The organism is Stenotrophomonas sp. PD6 (genome assembly GCF_049199305.1).
Classification (GTDB): Bacteria; Pseudomonadota; Gammaproteobacteria; order Xanthomonadales; family Xanthomonadaceae; genus Stenotrophomonas.
Map to the genome: position 1 here is coordinate 41,673 of NZ_JBLZQD010000006.1, position 16,373 is coordinate 58,045.

Here is a 16,373-nt window from a genome sequence, read left to right on the forward strand (position 1 = left end):
GCGGTGAGGGCAAGCCGACTCGATCATGAACGGCAGCCGTCGCCCTCCTGAACAGGCCCCTCCTGCGGGCGTAATGTCCTAGCTGCCGGCGCAATGGATCGCACCGTAGCGCCAGCCCATGGCTGGCTGCATTGCAGCAGCGTAGCGCCGGCCTCTGGCCGGCTACCCGTGAACCATCACCGTTCGACAAGGGGACCACACCATGGCATTCAGTGCAGCAGGCAGCTCGGGACCACTGGCCGACATCAACGTCACCCCGTTGGTGGATGTCATGCTGGTGTTGTTGATCATCTTCATCGTGACCGCCCCGATGGTGTCCATGCCCATCCCGGTCAATCTGCCGCAACCCACCACGGTGGTTCCGCCGACCGAACCCCCGCCGCCGATCGAGCTGCGCGTGGATGCCAGCAACCAGGTCCGCTGGAATGGCCAGGTGGTCGCGGTGGCCTCGCTGCAGCAACGCATGCAGGAGGCGGCGCAGGCCAACATCGGCAACCTGCCGGAACTGCGCATCGCCACCGACCCCAACGCCGAATACGACGTGATGGCCAAGGTGCTGGCGGCGGCCAACAACGCGAACATGGAAAAGATCGCGTTCGTGCAGCCATAAACGCGCCGCTGCCCGGCCGGGGGGGATCCCCCCGGCTGTAGAGCCACGCCATGCGTGGCTGTTTTTCGATGGGCACCGCGCAGCCACCCATGGGGTGGCTCTACCCCTCCCGCGATCGCAAGATCCGCCGCCTTTGCCTTCCGTTTGTCGGCTGAATACGCCGCCGAATGGCGTTTTCGTTAAGTGCGGGTGAAATAGGCATTTTCATCACACCTTCATCTTTACAGGTTGTTTACAAAGGAGACGCTGCCGCGTTTCAGGGGGAGACGAGGCGGTCCCAGACCAACATTCCTTTGGAGAGAGAAGCGAATGAACACCCTGCACCACCGCCCGCTGGCGGTTGCCGTAGCGTTGTGCCTGTTGGCCGTACCCGCGCTTGCAAGCGCACAGGAAACTCCCCGTACCACCACCGAACTCGACCGGGTGGAAGTGACCGGCACCCGCATCAAGCGGGCCGAGGTCGAAGGCCAGGTGCCGATCCAGACCCTGACCCGGAGTGAGATCGAACGCACCGGCCTGAACTCCATCGGCGAGGTGCTGCAGCAGCTCACCGGGTCCGGTTCGGCCCTCAATGCCAAGTTCAATTCCTCCGGCAACTTCGGCTTCCCGCCCGACGGCAGCGGCGTGGGCGCCGGTTCGGCGCAGGTCGACCTGCGCCATCTCGGCGCCAAACGCGTGCTGGTGCTGGTCGATGGCATCCGTTGGGTCAACGAGTCCTCCGCCTCCGGCGTGGGCGCGGCCACCGACCTCAACACCATTCCGCTGGCCATCGTCGAACGTATCGAAGTGCTCGAAGATGGCGCGTCGTCGCTGTACGGCTCGGACGCGATCGCCGGCGTGGTCAACATCATCACCCGCCGCGAGTTCGATGGCGGCCAGGTCACCGTGAACTACGGTGAATACAGCAAGGGCGACGGCACCCAGAAGGGCGTGGACCTGGCCTGGGGCACCAGCGGTGACCGCTACAGCCTGTTCCTCGGCGCCAGCTGGACCAAGCAGGATCCGGTGTATGCCAACACGCGCGAGCAGTCGCGTTACCCGATCCCCGGCACCGGCCTGTCATTCGGCAGCTCGGCCACGCCGACCGGCCGCTTCATGTTCACCGACCCGAATACCGGCATCGCCTACAACATCACGCCCAACAACGGCGCGACCAACCCCACCTTCAACGGCGTTGGCGGGTGCGCGCGCACCGACGACTACCACTGCTTCACCACGGCAGACCGCTTCAACTTCGCCGAATACAACCTGCTGCTCACCCCGTCCGAGCGCAAGGGCATCTTCGGCCAGTTCCGCTTCGACATCACCGACAACCTGCAGTGGTACATCAAGGCGCTGGGCAACCGCCGCGAATCGACCAACCAGGCCGGTCCCGAGCCGCTGTTCTTCGGGCCTGACGGCGCTACCGGCAATCCGCTCGCCGACAACATCGTCATCTCCGCGCTCAACCCGTACAACCCGTTCGGCTTCGACCTGGATTCGTCCAGCAACCTGAGCATGATCGGCCGCCGCCCGGTGGAAGGCGGCCCGCGCATCTTCGAGCAGGAAGTGAACACCACGTACTTCGCCACCGGTCTGGTCGGCCTGTTCCAGGCCGCCAACCGCAGCTGGTCGTGGGACATCAACGGCATGTACAGCAAGAACAAGGCCGAGCAGACCAACTACGGCAGCTACAACATCTACAACGCCAACATCGCGCTGGGTGATCCGGCCATCTGCGCGGCCACGCCGGGCTGTGTGCCGCTGAACATCTTCGGCGGCCCGGGCACGATCACCCGGCCGATGCTGGACTGGATCCAGCCGGTGGTGCACGACCGCAGCCAGAACGAGCTGAGCCTGTTCACCGCGAACCTGAGCAGCGACCTGTTCACCCTGCCGGCCGGCCCGGTGTCGTTCGCCACCGGGTACGAGTACCGCAAGTACGAGGGCGAGTACCAGCCGGATCCGATCACCGTGGCCGGGCACTACAACGGCGTGCCGTCGCTGCCCACCTCCGGTTCGTATGACGTCAACGAGATGTACCTGGAACTGGCGATTCCGATCTTCGCCAAGAGCGCGCTCGGTGAGAAGCTCGACCTGAGCCTGGCGGGGCGCTATTCGGACTATTCCACCTTCGGTGGCGAGTTCACGCCCAAGTACGGCCTGCGCTGGCAGGTGACCGACGACTTCGTGCTGCGCACCAGCTATGCCGAAGGCTTCCGTGCACCGTCCATCGGTGAACTGTACGGCTCGGCCGCGCGTGCCGACCTGCAGCTGTTCGACCCGTGCTCGGTGGGCCTGGGCGGCACGCCACCGCGTGGCAGTGCGGCCAACTGCGCCGCGCTCGGCGTGCCCACCGGCTTCCAGCAGGCCAACTCGCAGATCTCGGTCACCACCGGCGGCAATGACCAGCTGGATCCCGAAACCTCGCGCAGCTTCAGCGCCGGGTTCGTGTGGAGCCCGTGGTTCGGCAACAACGCCTCGTGGTCCGAGCGCTTCGACGTGGAGGTGACGTTCTACCGCCACAACATCGAAGGCGCCATCCAGGCCATCAACGCGCAGACCCAGCTCGACCTGTGCGTGGACACCCTCGACCCGCTGTACTGCGGCGGCATCACCCGTGCCTCCACCGGCGCGGTCAGCGGCTTCAACAACCGGCTCACCAACCTGGGCTCGATCAAGACCGACGGCTGGGACGTGGACCTGTTCTGGACGCTGCCGCAGAGCGATATCGGCCAGTTCAAGATCGGCTGGCAGAACACCTTCGTCGGCCGCTACGAGGCGGTGGGTGCGGCAGGCCAGCGGCAGCCGCAGGAACCGGGCGTGGAAGTCACTGACAGCTCGATTCCGGAATGGACCAGCAATGCTTCGCTGAGCTGGAACCTGGGCGCGTGGAATGCATCGTGGACGGTGCGCCACATCTCCAAGCTCACCGAACAGTGCGGTGATGCCGCCGCCTTCCCGGTGTGCAGCGACCAGACAGCCGGCACCAACGAACTGGCGGCGACCACCTACAACGACTTCCAGGTGGGCTACAAGTTCGACTGGATGAAGGGCCTGCAGCTCAGCGCCGGCTTGAACAACGCGTTCGACAAGGATCCGCCGATCTGCCTGTCGTGCTCGCTCAACGGCTACGACGCGTCCACCTACGACATCCCGAAGGGGCGTTACTGGTACCTGCGCGCGGACCTGCGCTTCTAAGCTGGGGTTGATTCAACGCTGTACCAACCGGGGCGCCTGCTGGGCGCCCCGGTTGTTTTTGGCGGCGTCGCGGGCATGATGGGCTGCCGGGCAGCGCCCGGCGCTACCTTTTGGACTCTGTCATGAACCTGCATACCTGGTGGATCTTCGCCGTTACCGTGTTCGTCCTGTGCGGCACGCCGGGCCCGAACATGCTGCATGTGATGACACGCAGCGTGCGCGTGGGCTTCCGCCGCAGCGTGGCGGCGATGGCCGGCTGCCTGACCGCGCTGGTGCTGGCGCTGACGATTTCCGCGGCCGGCCTCGGCGCGGTGCTGAAGGCGTCACCGCTGGTGTTCGATGTGCTGCGCTATGCCGGCGTCGCGTATCTGGTCTACCTGGGCATCAAGGCCTGGCGCGGCGGCGATGCGCCGCTGGATGTGGGCAGTGCCGAGGGCGTAGTGACGCCCACGTTGCGCCGCGTGCTGTTCCGCGATGGCTTCATCATCGGCATCAGCAATCCGAAGCTGCTGCTGTTCGCATCGGCGTTCCTGCCGCAGTTCGTCGACCTTTCCCAGCCGCAGCTGCCGCAGTTCGTGGTGCTGGTGGCGACCTTCGCGCTGATGGAGGTGTTCTGGTACGCGGTGTATGCCGCCGGCGGCCACAGCCTGGCCGGCTACCTGTCGCGCCCGGGCCTGCGCAAGGTGTTCGACCGGGTGGTGGGCACGATCTTCATCGGTTTTGGCGCGTTGTTGCTGCGCGCGCGGGTGTGAATGCAGAAAGCCGGGCGGAGCCCGGCTTTCTGGGTGTCAAAGGTGGCCGGGCAGAGCCCGGCACCACCGTCAGAACTGCCAGGTGAAGGTGAGCGAGCCGTTGCGGCCGTCGCCGAACGCACCGTAGCCGTTGATCTGCGAGAAGTACTTCTTGTCCAGCAGGTTGTTGAGGTTGGCCTGCACGCTGAACTCCGGCGAGATGCGGTAGCGCGCGAATGCGCTGACCAGCGCATAGCTGCCCTGTTCGATACGGCCGTACGCCGGCACCGGGTAGTAGATGCCGTTCTGCCAGTTGGCGCCGCCGCCGAGGGTCAGCGCATCCAGCGACCGCGGGGTGTAGCTGGTGAACAGCTTGAGGGTGGTCTGCGGCAGGTTGGTGTTGATGTCCGCGCCATTGATGTCCTTGGCCACATAGCGCGAGGCACCGAAGGTGGCGTTCCAGCCCGGCGCCAGCTCACCGTTCAACTCCAGCTCGAAACCACGGCTCACCGTGCCGCGTGCGGCGATGTAGGCAAATTCGTTCGGGCTGCCCTGCACCGGAATGGTGGTGGCCTGGCCGACGTTGTCCTGCTCGATGCGGAACACCGCCAGCGAGGCGTTGAGGCGGTTGTCGAACCAGGCCGCCTTGACGCCCACCTCGTAGCTCTTGCCGTCCACCGGGTCCAGGTAGCTGCCGTCCTGCTGCTTGAGCGTCTGCGGCTGGAAGATCTCGGTGTAGGCGGCATAGGTCGACCAGGTGTCGTTGAGGTCGTAGACCAGGCCGGCGTACGGCGTGGTGACCTTGTGCGAACGGTCGGCGCCTTCGCCCTCGCTCTTCCAGTCGGTGTAGCGCGCGCCGAGGATCAGCTTCAGCGGGTCGGCCAGCGACAGGCGCGTGGCCGCGTAACCGGCCTTCTGGGTGATGGTGCCTTCGCTCTGCAGCGGCAGGGTGCTCAGCCAGTTGGGTTCCGGGAAGTCGGCAACGCCATTGAGGTAGTTGTCGAGTGGTGCCCAGCCCCCCTGGTAATCGCCGTAGTTCGCGTACCGGCGCTTGTTGTAGCTCAGGCCGGCCATGACCTGGTGTTCGCGGCCGAACAGCTGGAACGGGCCTTCCACGTAGCCGTCCACCGCATCGACCTTGCGCTCGGTGTTGTAGAAGCCGGCCGACGGCGTGACGCCCGCACCGGTGACCGGGTCGAGCAGCGAGGCGCCCGTGGTCCAGTCGTTGTAGGCCGGGTAGAACAGCTTGTCGTCGGCCTTGGTCTCGTCATGGGTGGCGCCGACGCGGACCTTCCAGTCGTTGGCGAAGCCGTGTTCGAGCGTGGCGAACAGACGCTTGCTGGTGGTGTCCCAGTACGTCCAGCGCGGGTTGGCGCTGAAGGACGCGTCGAACGGGGTCGGGCTGCCGTCGGAGAACAGCATCGGGAACCCGCCCCAGGTCACGCCGTTGGCGCGCTTCTGCTGGTAGTCGTAGCCCACGCTCAGCTGGGTGTCCGGGGTCAGGTCGGCGTCGATCACCGCATAGCCCAGCGTCTTGTGCTGGTCGTAGCCGTCCATCTGCGATTCGGTATCGAGGTAGCTGCCGATCACCCGCGCGCGCACCGAGCCGCTGGCATTCAGCGGGGTGGTCACATCCACGGTGCTGCGGGTGCGGCCCCAGCTGCCCACGTTGACCGACACGCTGCCGGTGAGTTCGGCGCTGTCGGCGTGCTTGCGGATCAGGTTGACCGAGGCCGACGGGTTGCCCGCGCCGGTGAGCAGGCCGGTGGCGCCGCGCACCACTTCCACGCGGTCGTACAGGGCCAGGTCGAGGCCGGAATCGCCGTAGCTCCAGTTCTGCACCATCTGGGTGGGCAGGTTGTCGTACTGGTAGCTGTCGATATAGAAGCCGCGCGCGTAGAACTCGGTGCGCTCGGTGTCGGACTGGGTGCTGCTGATGCCGGTGGTGTTGGCCAGTACGTCGATGATGTCGTCGAGGTTCTGGTCCTCGATGCGCTGGTGGCTGATGATGCTGATCGACTGCGGAATCTCGCGCGGGGCAAGGTCGAAGCGGGTGGCCGCCGAGGTCTTGCGGACCGAGTAGCCTTCGGCGCGCTCGCCCTTGACCACGATCTTGTCCAGGGTGGTGGCGTCGGCGGTCGCGTCCTGCGCGAGGGCGGGCGCGGTGGCGAGGGTGGCCAGCGCGATCAGCAGCGCCTGCGGCAGGCGGGCGTGGGGCAGGGGGCGGGACAGCACAGCGGAAGTACGGGTCATCGGCGATTCCTGGGCGGCGGCGCGCACCAGGCGGGATCCTCGGATGCCGGGGCGCTGCGAACGGTGGGGGCAGTACGCGGCTGGCGGGTGCGATTGAGCAGGGCACGGGCTTCGGCTGACTGATCGCCGCTGCGCCTCCCTGGCGCGAACGGGATCACATTATGGTAATGCGAATCAGTCCTATCCGCAATGCGATCCATGGCCGCAGCGACATATGGCCAACGCTCGTGACCCACCGCGCCTTAACGCTGGCGGGCCTACCGTGGGCGCACCCGGGCCGTGGCCCGTTCCCAAGGAACGACCGATGATCGCCAAGAACACGCTCTGCCTCTGGTACGACGGCACCGCCGAGGAAGCCTCCGCCTTCTATGCCGCAACCTTCCCCGACAGCGCGGTGCAGGCCGTGCACCGCGCGCCCTCGGATTTCCCCGGCGGCAAGAAGGGCGACGTGCTGACGGTGGAATTCACCGTGGTTGGCATTCCCTGCATCGGCTTGAACGGCGGGCCGGTCTTCAAGCACAGCGAAGCGTTCTCGTTCCAGATCGCCACCGACGACCAGGCCGAAACCGACCGGCTGTGGAACGCCATCGTCGGCAACGGCGGCCAGGAAAGCGACTGTGGCTGGTGCAAGGACAAGTGGGGGCTGTCGTGGCAGATCACCCCGCGCGTGCTGACCGCCGCCTTCAACAGCGCGGACCCGGCCGTGGCCCAGCGCGCCTTCGAGGCGATGATGACCATGCGCAAGATCGACGTGGCGAAGATCGAGGCCGCGGTGCGCGGCTGAGCCCGGCATCCCTTATGCTGGCGCGCATCGGCCCCGACGGAACCGGGCGGCCCACGGAGAGGGGGAAACAGGGTGGATATCAGCACCGCAGTGATCGGATTGGTTTTCGGCCTCCTGCTTGTCAACGTGGTGCTGTACGGCAAACCGCGAATTGCGCCGAATCTGGGCCACCCGGTGCGCTGGCGGCGGTGGCTTAACCGTGCACTCGCCTATCCCTGCTGCCATTTCCTCAGTTTTGGGGTCGTCCTGCTGATTCTCGACGGTCTGTCCGACTACTTCCCGGCGTTGCACGTGTCGCACTGGGCGCGCACGTACTGGTCCGGAGCTGTGGCGCTGCTCCTGCCGGTGCCGGGGGCGCTGCTGCTGATGAAACTGGGCATCTGGTCGCAGCGTGCACTGTTCGGATACGAACACTGGCCGCCTGCGGCGCCGGAGGCCCCGCTTCCGCCGGCCTGGGTCGCACCGCCGCCGCGGCGGAACGACTTTTCCGGGCTGGACCTGCATGATCCGGAGATGGTGCGGGAGTTGGCGCGCTCACATTGGAGCGTTGTCCGCGACGCCGTGGAGCAGGGCACGTCGATGGACGACGCCGAAGCGCTGCACAAAAGTTTCCTGCACGACTACCTGGGCACGGTAGAGCGCGCGCTCGCCCAGCAGGTCACAAGGATCTACGCCGAGGAAATGGCGGCCCAGGCGCAGGCCGCCCACGTGAACGCCGCGCGCATTGCAGCCCTGCGCGACCATCAGATCGCCGTCCTCAGCGGTGAGGTCGACGTTCGCCGATAGCGTCATGCGGCGACACTTGTTGAAGTGCGGGACGGCGCTCGGCGTATGCTGCGCGGATGTCTACGTCACGCCTCTCCAGCCTGTTCCCCGTCCTGGCCGTGCTCGGCTCGGTCACCTCGCTTGCCGTGGGTACCTCGTTCGCCAAGGATCTGTTCCCGGTGATCGGTGCGCAGGGCACCAGTGCGCTGCGCGTGGGCTTCTCCGCGCTGGTGCTGCTGGCGGTGTTCCGGCCGTGGCGCTGGACCACCACGCGGGCCGATGCCGGCGCGATCTTCCGCTACGGCATCACCCTGGGGGTGATGAACCTGCTGTTCTACATGGCGCTGCGCACGATCCCGTTCGGCATCGCGGTGGCGATCGAATTCTGCGGTCCGTTGGCGGTGGCGATGTGGTCCTCGCGCCGCCCCATCGATTTCGTCTGGGTGGGGTGTGCGGCCGCGGGCCTGCTGCTGTTGCTGCCGCTGGGCCATGGCGAGCCGCTGGACCTGACCGGTGTGCTGTACGCGCTGGGCGCGGCGGTGTGCTGGGCGCTGTACATCATCTTCGGCAAGCGTGCCGGGCACCTGCCCGCCGGGCATACGGTGTCGCTGGGCATGTGCGCGGCGGCGCTGGTGGTGGTGCCGGTGGGCGTGGCGCACGCGGGCATGGCGCTGCTGGACCCGAAGATCCTGCTGTTCGGGCTGGGCGTGGCGGTGGTGTCGAGCGCGATTCCGATGTCGCTGGAGATGGCGGCGTTGAAGCGGTTGCCGAAGGAGACCTTCGGCATCCTGATCAGCATGGAGCCGGCGGTGGCCGCGCTGCTGGCGATGGGGCTGCTGGCCGAACACCTCACGCCGCTGCAGTGGGCGGCGATCGGCTGCACGGTGCTGGCGTCGGTGGGGAGTACGGTGACGGCGAAGCGGGGCCCGGTGGAGGTGACGCCTGCGTAATTTGATGCGGCCGGGCAGAGCCCGGCGCTACGACCGGCCGGGCAGAGCCCGGCGCTACGTGATGTGGCGCACCGGCGCGTCGCCTGCCACGTAATACGTCGCGGTGCTTCTCGGCAATGGCGCCCGCCCGCGAATGCGGTCGGCGATCTTCTCGGCGATCATGATCGTGGTCGCGTTGAGGTTGCCGGTGATGATGCGCGGCATGATCGAGGCGTCCACCACGCGCAGGCCCTGCATGCCGTGCACGCGGCCCTGGCCGTCCACCACGCTCATCGCATCGGTACCCATCGCGCACGAACAGGACGGGTGGTAGGCGGTCTCGGCGCGGGCGCGCACGAAGGCATCCAGCTCCGCATCGGTGCGGCAGTCGGCGCTGGGACTGATCTCGCGGCCCCGGTATTCGTCCAGCGCGGGCTGGGCGATGATCTCGCGGGTGATCCGGATCGCATCGCGGAATTCCTGCCAGTCCTGGTCGGTGGACTGGTAGTTGAACAGGATCGACGGATGCGCATGCGGGTCGAGTGAGCGCGCATGCACACGCCCGCGGCTGGGCGTGCGCATCGAGCCCACATGCGCCTGGAAGCCATGTTCCTTCACCGCATTGGTGCCGTTGTAATTGATCGCTACCGGCAGGAAGTGGTACTGGATATTGGGCCAGTCGAAGTCGTCGCGGGTGCGGATGAACCCACCGGCCTCGAACTGGTTGCTGGCGCCGATGCCGGTGCCGTTGAACAGCCACTCCGCACCGATGCCCGGCTGGTTCCACCACTGCAGCGCCGGGTACAACGACACCGGCTTGGTGCACGCGTACTGCATGTACACCTCCAGATGGTCCTGCAGGTTCTCGCCCACGCCGGGCAGGTCGTGCACCAGCGGCACGCCGAGCGCAGCCAGCAACGCCGGCGCGCCCACACCCGAGCGCTGCAGGATCTGCGGCGAGGCGATCGCGCCGGCACACAGCAGCACTTCGCGGCGTGCCTGCGCGTCGATCGGCTCGGCGCTGCCGCCGGCCAGGTAGCGCACGCCCACCGCGCGCTTGCCATCGAACAGGATGCGGTCGGTGGTGGCGTGGGTGACGATCTCCAGCCCCGGCCGGCCCTTGGCCATGTCCAGGTAGCCGCGCGCGGTGCTGGAGCGGCGGCCGCGCGGCGTTACCGTGCGGTCCATCGGGCCGAAGCCTTCCTGCTGGTAGCCGTTGAGATCGTCGGTGCGCGGGTAGCCCGCCTGCACGCCGGCCTCGACCATGGCGTGGAACAGCACGTTGTTGCCGTTCTTCGGCGTGGCCACACTGACCGGGCCGTCGCCGCCGTGATAATCGTTGGCACCGATGTCGCGGGTCTCGGCCTTGCGGAAGTACGGCAGCACGTCGAGATAGCTCCAGTCCTCCAGCCCGTCGAACGTGGCCCACTGGTCGAAGTCCAGCGCGTTGCCGCGGATGTAACACATGCCATTGATCAACGAGGAGCCGCCCAGGCCCTTGCCGCGCCCGCATTCCATGCGCCGGTTGTCCATGTGCGGTTCGGGCTCGGTCTCATAGGCCCAGTTGTAGCGCCGGCCCTGCAGCGGGTAGGCCAGTGCGGCCGGCATCTGGGTGCGGAAATCGAGCCGGTAGTCCGGGCCGCCAGCCTCCAGCAGCAGCACGCTGATGCCGGCGTCTTCGGTCAGGCGCGCGGCCAGCGTGTTGCCGGCCGAACCGGCGCCGATGATGATGTAGTCATACTCGCGCTTCATCGCGGGGTCTCCTGGTCAGGCCGGTTCAAAACACCGACGCATAGCGGTCGAGTTCGATCTGGATGGACTTGGTGCGCGTATAGGCACGCAGCGTGGTCAGCCCGTTTTCGCGGCCGACGCCCGACTGCTTGTAGCCGCCCACCGGCATCGTCGCGGGCGACTCGCCCCAGCAGTTGACCCAGCAGATGCCGGCCTCCAACTGGTGGATCAGCCGGTGCGCACGGCTCAGGTTCGTAGTCACCACGCCGGCCGCCAGCCCGTATTCGGTGGCATTGGCACGGCGCACTGCCTCTGCTTCGTCCTCGTAGGACAACAGGCTGAGCACCGGCCCGAAGATCTCCTCGCGCACGATGCGCATGTCGTCGCGGCAGTCGCTGAAAATGGTCGGGGCCACGTAGCAGCCCTTGCCCAGCGCGCCCTCGGTCAGGTGCTGGCCGCCGCATACCAGGCGCGCGCCTTCCACCTTGCCGCTCTCGATATGGTCCAGTACCCGCCGCATGTGCGCGGCGCTGACCAGCGGGCCGAAGTTGGTGTTTTCGTCCAGCGGGTCGCCGATGCGGATGCGTGCCACGCGTTCCTGCAGCGCCAGTTCAAGATCGGCCATCAGGTGATGCGGCACGAACACCCGGGTGCCGTTGGTGCACACCTGGCCGGAGCTGTAGAAGTTGGCCATCATCGCCACATCGGCGGCCAGTTCGATGTCGGCGTCGTCGCAGATGATCAGCGGCGACTTGCCGCCCAGCTCCATCGTCACCTCCTTCAGTGTCGAGCTGGAGGCGCTGGCCATCACCTTGCGCCCGGTGCTGGTGCCACCGGTGAAGGAGATCTTCTCGATGCCGGGGTGCTCGGTCAGTGCCGTTCCCACGCCTGCGCCGTCACCGGGCAGCACGTTGAACACGCCATCGGGCAGGCCCGCCTCGGTAAACAGCTCGGCCAGCTTCAGCGCGGTCAGCGGGGTGACCTCGCTGGGCTTGAAGATCATCGCGTTGCCCGCGGCCAGCGCGGGGGCGGCCTTCCACAGCGCGATCTGGATCGGGTAATTCCAGGCGCCGATCGCCCCGACCACGCCCAGCGGTTCCTGCCGCGTATAGAAGAAGCTGCCCTCGCGCAGCGGCACCTGGCTGCCTTCCAGCCCGTGCATCACCCCGGCGTAGTACTCCAACACGTCCGCACCGGTGACGATGTCCACGCTGCGCGTTTCGCTGAGCGGCTTGCCGGTGTTGCGGGTTTCCAGCTCGGCGAGGGCGTCGTTGCGCTCGCGCAGCAGGGCCACCGCGCGCAGCAGGATGCGCGAACGCTCCACCGTGGTCAGTGCGGCCCACACTCTCTGCCCGGCCTGTGCGGCTTCCACCGCGGCGTCGAGGTCGTCGCTGTTGGCGCTGTGCACCTTGGCCAGCACCTCACCGGTGGCCGGGTTGACCACCTCGAAGGTGCGGTTGCCCTGCGAGGGCACGTAGCGGCCGCCGATGTACAGCAACTGGTCGGGGAGGGTGGACATGGCGATGACTCCTTTGCGGCGGGAGACCAGCGGGTTCAACGGGTCAGATGCAGGAACTGCAGGTGGCGCTCGTACTGGTCGATGATGTCGTTGATGATCTGCTGGCGGCTGTAGCCCACCAGCTCGTAATCCTGGCCACCCTCATAGAGGTGGACCTCGGCGCGGTAGTAGCGCTGGTTGCGGAAGCGCTGGGCGGCGAAGGACGGGGTGAGGTAACCGCGCATCACCACCTGGTAGCGGAACACCTGCTGTTCGCCGTGGTCCACCACCAGCTCCATCTGCCCGGGCTCGAAGTGGGTACTCACGTCCAGGCCCTGCTCGCGCAGCTGGGTGGCCACCGCTTCCATCGCGGGGCGCACGTCGGTGTCCATGAAGCGGTACACCTCGTCGCGGACCGGGAAGTGCACCGCCTGGGTAATGCGCTGGCGCCAGCCACGCTGGTGGCGCGACTGCCCGACCAGCGGAATGGGCGAATACTGCGAGGCCTTCTTGCGCTGCGATTCCTCGCCCAGCGCACGGGTCAGGCCCCACATCATGAGCAGCAGCACCACCGAGAACGGCAGCGAGGCCAGCACCACCGCCGATTTGAGCGCGTCCATGCTGCCGGCCAGCAGCAGCCCGGTGGTGACCAGTGCGGTCATCACCCCCCAGAACACGCGCAGCCAGCGCGGGCCGTCGTCTTCGGGGGCGCCGCCATGCGAGGACAGCGTGGACAGCACCACCGTGCCGGAGTCGGCGGAGGTGACGAAGAAGATGAAGCTGACGATGACCGTGACCGTGATGAGCGTGCGGCTCCACGGGTAGTTGTCGAGCAGGGTGTACAGCACGGTGGGCGGGTTATCCACGGCCATCTGTGCCAGGTGTTCCTGGCCGTGGTGCAGCACCTGGTCCAACGCGCTGTTGCCGAAGATCGACAGCCACGCCAGGGTGAAGCCGAGCGGAATCAACAGCACGCCCAGCACGAACTCGCGGATGGTGCGGCCGCGCGAGATGCGCGCGATGAACAGGCCCACGAACGGTGCCCAGCCGATCCACCAGGCCCAGTAGAACACCGTCCAGTTGCCCAGCCAGTCCGCGCGGCCGCCATAGGCATACACATCGAAGCTCTTGCCGACCACATGCCCAGGTAGTCGCCCAGGTTCTGCATGAAGGTGCTGAGCAGGTACTGGGTGGGCCCGGCAAACAGCATGAACAGCAACAGCGCGATGGCCAGCAGCATGTTGATGTCCGACATCCAGCGCACGCCCTTTTCCACGCCCGACACCGCCACGGCGATCGCCGCGCCCATCATCAGCACGATCAGCGCCACCTGCACCCACGGCGCATGCGGGATCGGCAGCAGCACATTCAGGCCGGCGTTGAGGTGCAGCACGCCGAAGCCCATGTCCGCGCCGATGCCGAACACGGTGGCGACGATGCCCAGCGCATCCACGGTGTAGCCGATCGGGCCGTTGATGCGCTTGCCGATCAACGGGTACAGCGCCGACCGCAGCGCCAGCGGCAGGTTGTGGCGGTAGGCGAAGTAGGCCAGCGCCATCGCCGCCAGCGCGAACACGCCCCAGCCATGCAGGCCCCAATGCAGGAACAGCAGCTGCATGGCCTGGCGCGCGCTGGCCTCGCCGCCGCCCACGCCGCCCTGCGGCGGCATCAGGTAGTGGGTGAGCGGTTCGGAGACGCAGAAGAAGAACAGGGTGATGCTGATGCCGGCGGCGAACAGCATGCCGGCCCACGAGAGGTAGCTGAACTCCGGCTCGTCATGGTCCGCGCCCAGTTTGACCTGGCCATAGCCGGACAGCGCCACGCCGACCACGAACACCAGGTACAGCGTCATCGCCAGCAGGTAGTACCAGCCGACGTTGCGCGACGCCCAGGTCTGCGCCTCCAGCAGCAGCACGCCGGACGGGATGGGAAACGCGGTGACCAGAATGGCGAATGCCGCCACGACGGTGGCGGCAAGCAGGAAGACGGGTCGAAGCGTGCGCACCTCGCTGGGAGGCGTCTCCACGATACTCATGGACGAAGGGGCTCACGGTGCCGTTGCCGGCGGACCCGGAGCATTAGCGCATACGCGCTGTGGACAGACCGTTTAGAGGCAAGCCGCCGGGCAGTGCCCGGCTACGTTACGAACGCAATGCGGCGCTGGGCACGTCGATCGACATCGCCAATGCGAGGTGATCGGAGAACGCCGCCGGCACGGCCTCGGCGCTGCGTTGCTGCAGGCCATTGCTCAGCAGGATGTGGTCGATGGCACGATCCGGGCGCCAGCTCGGGAACGTCGGCACCGCGCAGCCGGGCGGCTGCAGGGTGGTCTTCTGGTACAGCACCTGCATTTCCGGCCGCTCTGCCAGGCAGTTGAAGTCGCCCATCAGCACCGCGTTGGGATGGTCGGTGAGCAGGTCGGCGATGAAGGCCAGCTGCGACATGCGCGAGTTGGTGCCCAGCGACAGGTGTGCCACCGCCACCGCCAGGCCCTCGGTGCCGTCGCCGAACTTGGCCAGCAACACGCCGCGCCCGCCGATCCGGCCGGGCAGGGCGTGGTCCTGGACTTCCACCGGTTCCAGCCGGCTCAACAGGCCGTTGGCACTGGAGGCCACCCCGCCCATGCGACGGTTGGGCTGGTGGCTCCAGTAATTGAAGCCGGCGCGCTCGGCCAGATAGTGGGTCTGGTTGGTGAAGCCCGAGCGCAGGCTGCCGGGGTCGGCCTCCTGCAGGCCGACGATGTCGTGACCCCGGGCCAGCTGGGCAATGGCGTCCAGGCTGGTCCGCTTGCGCCCCGCCGGCAGCGCATGCGACCAGCTGCGGGTCACATAGTCGCTGTAGCGGCGGGTGCTGGAGCCGGCCTGGATGTTGGCCGTCAGCAGGCGCAGGGTCCGCGTGTTGGGGGAAGTCACGACGGTAGCGGGCTCGTTGGGGATCAGTTGCTCATGGCGGCGCGTTCGCGGGCGATCAGGTGATCGGCGATGCGCAGCATGTCGGGGAAGCTCTTGCCCTTGACCAGGTACTTGCCGTTGATGATCACCGACGGCGTGCCTTCGATCTTGCTGCGCAGCGCGAACTGCTTGGCGGCGTTGGTCTTGGCGGTCACCGCGAAGCTCGACATGGTGCTGGCGAACTGCTTGGCATCGGCGCCGTGCTTGGCGTAGAAGGCCGCGATGTCCTCGACCGAATCACGGCCGCGCTCGCCCTTCAGTTCCTGGTCGACGTGGATGGCCTTGTACAGCGCCTCATGGGTCTTGTCTTCCAGGCCCAGTGCCTGCGCGGCGTAGAACGCCTTGGCGTAGTTGTCCCAGGTGCCGCCGAACATGGCCGGCACGTACACGAAGTTCACGTCGCTCGGCAGGCCCGCCTTCCACGGCCCGATCATCGGCTGGAACGCGGCGCAGGCCGGGCACACGAAGCCGAAGACTTCGACCACTTCGACCTTGCCGGTTGCCGGCTGGAACGGCTTGCCGTCGGCGATCACCAGGTAGTCGGTGCCTTCCACCGGGGCCGGGCCCACCGGCTGCGACGAGGCCGGTGCCGGTGCCGGGGTGGTGGCTTCGGCGGCGGCGGTCTCGGCGGCGGCGGTCTCACCGCTGGCGGCCGGAGCGGCGTCGGTGGGGGCCGGTGCGGTGCCGGCGGCCGGTTCGGCGCTCGGGGTGGCCGGTTCGGTCGGGGCGGCGGTGTTGGCGGTGCCGTCCTGGGCCTTGCACGCGGCCAGGATCGGCAGCAGGGCCATCAGAATGAGGGCGAAACGGGTCTTCATCGAAGCGTCTCCAGCAGGGGGGCATGGTTGGGGGGGGGGGGGGGGGGGGGGCCGGGGGGGGGGGTGGGGAACCCCCCCCCCGCGCGCCCGCGGCCGGGGGGGGGGGTGTGGAGCCCGCCCAGGCGG

Annotated in this window: 11 protein-coding genes and 1 pseudogene; 6 read left to right on the forward strand and 6 right to left on the reverse strand. The window is 67.3% G+C overall.

The window, feature by feature from the left end; translation table 11 throughout:
* The first annotated feature begins 202 nt into the window (after positions 1-202).
* The 3 genes from ACOZHM_RS10685 to ACOZHM_RS10695 all read left to right on the forward strand — a co-directional run bounded on the left by ACOZHM_RS10685 (position 203) and on the right by ACOZHM_RS10695 (position 4,542).
* Complete coding sequence (locus ACOZHM_RS10685) at positions 203-610, forward strand: ExbD/TolR family protein (RefSeq protein WP_421569234.1); 408 nt, start codon at positions 203-205, stop codon at positions 608-610.
* 309 nt (positions 611-919) lie between these two features.
* Positions 920-3,790 carry a TonB-dependent receptor plug domain-containing protein gene (locus ACOZHM_RS10690; RefSeq protein WP_421569235.1) on the forward strand — a complete coding sequence of 957 codons (2,871 nt, stop codon included), beginning with the start codon at positions 920-922 and terminating at the stop codon, positions 3,788-3,790.
* A gap of 122 nt (positions 3,791-3,912) precedes the next feature.
* Positions 3,913-4,542: a LysE family translocator gene (locus ACOZHM_RS10695; RefSeq protein WP_421569236.1), complete on the forward strand. Its 630-nt coding sequence runs from the start codon at positions 3,913-3,915 to the stop codon at positions 4,540-4,542.
* 69 nt (positions 4,543-4,611) lie between these two features.
* Here the strand turns inward: ACOZHM_RS10695 and fhuE are convergent, their stop codons facing one another.
* Positions 4,612-6,774 (reverse strand): ferric-rhodotorulic acid/ferric-coprogen receptor FhuE, encoded by a 2,163-nt coding sequence (gene fhuE, locus ACOZHM_RS10700; RefSeq protein ID WP_421569237.1) that lies wholly within the window; start codon positions 6,772-6,774, stop codon positions 4,612-4,614.
* A gap of 304 nt (positions 6,775-7,078) precedes the next feature.
* Between fhuE and ACOZHM_RS10705 the strand changes: the two genes are divergently transcribed.
* The 3 genes from ACOZHM_RS10705 to ACOZHM_RS10715 all read left to right on the forward strand — a co-directional run bounded on the left by ACOZHM_RS10705 (position 7,079) and on the right by ACOZHM_RS10715 (position 9,273).
* A complete protein-coding gene (locus tag ACOZHM_RS10705) occupies positions 7,079-7,558 on the forward strand; it encodes a VOC family protein (protein WP_421569238.1) in 480 nt (159 codons plus the stop codon).
* A 72-nt stretch (positions 7,559-7,630) separates the two neighbouring features.
* Positions 7,631-8,344, forward strand: a complete 714-nt coding sequence (locus tag ACOZHM_RS10710; RefSeq protein WP_421569239.1) for a hypothetical protein — start codon at positions 7,631-7,633, stop codon at positions 8,342-8,344.
* Positions 8,345-8,400: 56 nt separating this feature from the next.
* A complete protein-coding gene (locus ACOZHM_RS10715; protein WP_421569240.1) occupies positions 8,401-9,273 on the forward strand; it encodes an EamA family transporter in 873 nt (290 codons plus the stop codon).
* Between the two features lie 54 nt (positions 9,274-9,327).
* Here ACOZHM_RS10715 and betA read toward each other — a convergent pair whose 3' ends face one another.
* From betA to ACOZHM_RS10740, 5 genes and pseudogenes are all read right to left on the reverse strand, one after another.
* A complete protein-coding gene (gene betA / locus ACOZHM_RS10720) occupies positions 9,328-11,004 on the reverse strand; it encodes a choline dehydrogenase (protein WP_421569241.1) in 1,677 nt (558 codons plus the stop codon).
* A 25-nt stretch (positions 11,005-11,029) separates the two neighbouring features.
* Positions 11,030-12,502, reverse strand: a complete 1,473-nt coding sequence (gene betB, locus ACOZHM_RS10725) for a betaine-aldehyde dehydrogenase (RefSeq protein WP_421569242.1) — start codon at positions 12,500-12,502, stop codon at positions 11,030-11,032.
* Between the two features lie 35 nt (positions 12,503-12,537).
* Positions 12,538-14,444 (reverse strand): annotated as a pseudogene (gene betT, locus ACOZHM_RS10730) (choline BCCT transporter BetT).
* Between the two features lie 178 nt (positions 14,445-14,622).
* On the reverse strand, positions 14,623-15,363 hold the full coding sequence (locus tag ACOZHM_RS10735; RefSeq protein ID WP_421569394.1) for an endonuclease/exonuclease/phosphatase family protein: 741 nt from the start codon (positions 15,361-15,363) through the stop codon (positions 14,623-14,625).
* A 53-nt stretch (positions 15,364-15,416) separates the two neighbouring features.
* Positions 15,417-16,247, reverse strand: a complete 831-nt coding sequence (locus ACOZHM_RS10740) for a thiol:disulfide interchange protein DsbA/DsbL (RefSeq protein ID WP_421569243.1) — start codon at positions 16,245-16,247, stop codon at positions 15,417-15,419.
* Between the last annotated feature and the right edge of the window lie 126 nt (positions 16,248-16,373).

Coding starts and splice junctions, on each gene's coding strand:
- ACOZHM_RS10685 (WP_421569234.1), top strand. CDS start 203: ATGGCATTCAGTGCAGCAGGCAGCTCGGGACCACTGGCCGACATCAAC.
- betA (WP_421569241.1), bottom strand. CDS start 11,004: ATGAAGCGCGAGTATGACTACATCATCATCGGCGCCGGTTCGGCCGGC.
- ACOZHM_RS10715 (WP_421569240.1), top strand. CDS start 8,401: ATGTCTACGTCACGCCTCTCCAGCCTGTTCCCCGTCCTGGCCGTGCTC.
- ACOZHM_RS10695 (WP_421569236.1), top strand. CDS start 3,913: ATGAACCTGCATACCTGGTGGATCTTCGCCGTTACCGTGTTCGTCCTG.
- ACOZHM_RS10740 (WP_421569243.1), bottom strand. CDS start 16,247: ATGAAGACCCGTTTCGCCCTCATTCTGATGGCCCTGCTGCCGATCCTG.
- betB (WP_421569242.1), bottom strand. CDS start 12,502: ATGTCCACCCTCCCCGACCAGTTGCTGTACATCGGCGGCCGCTACGTG.
- fhuE (WP_421569237.1), bottom strand. CDS start 6,774: ATGACCCGTACTTCCGCTGTGCTGTCCCGCCCCCTGCCCCACGCCCGC.
- ACOZHM_RS10690 (WP_421569235.1), top strand. CDS start 920: ATGAACACCCTGCACCACCGCCCGCTGGCGGTTGCCGTAGCGTTGTGC.
- ACOZHM_RS10705 (WP_421569238.1), top strand. CDS start 7,079: ATGATCGCCAAGAACACGCTCTGCCTCTGGTACGACGGCACCGCCGAG.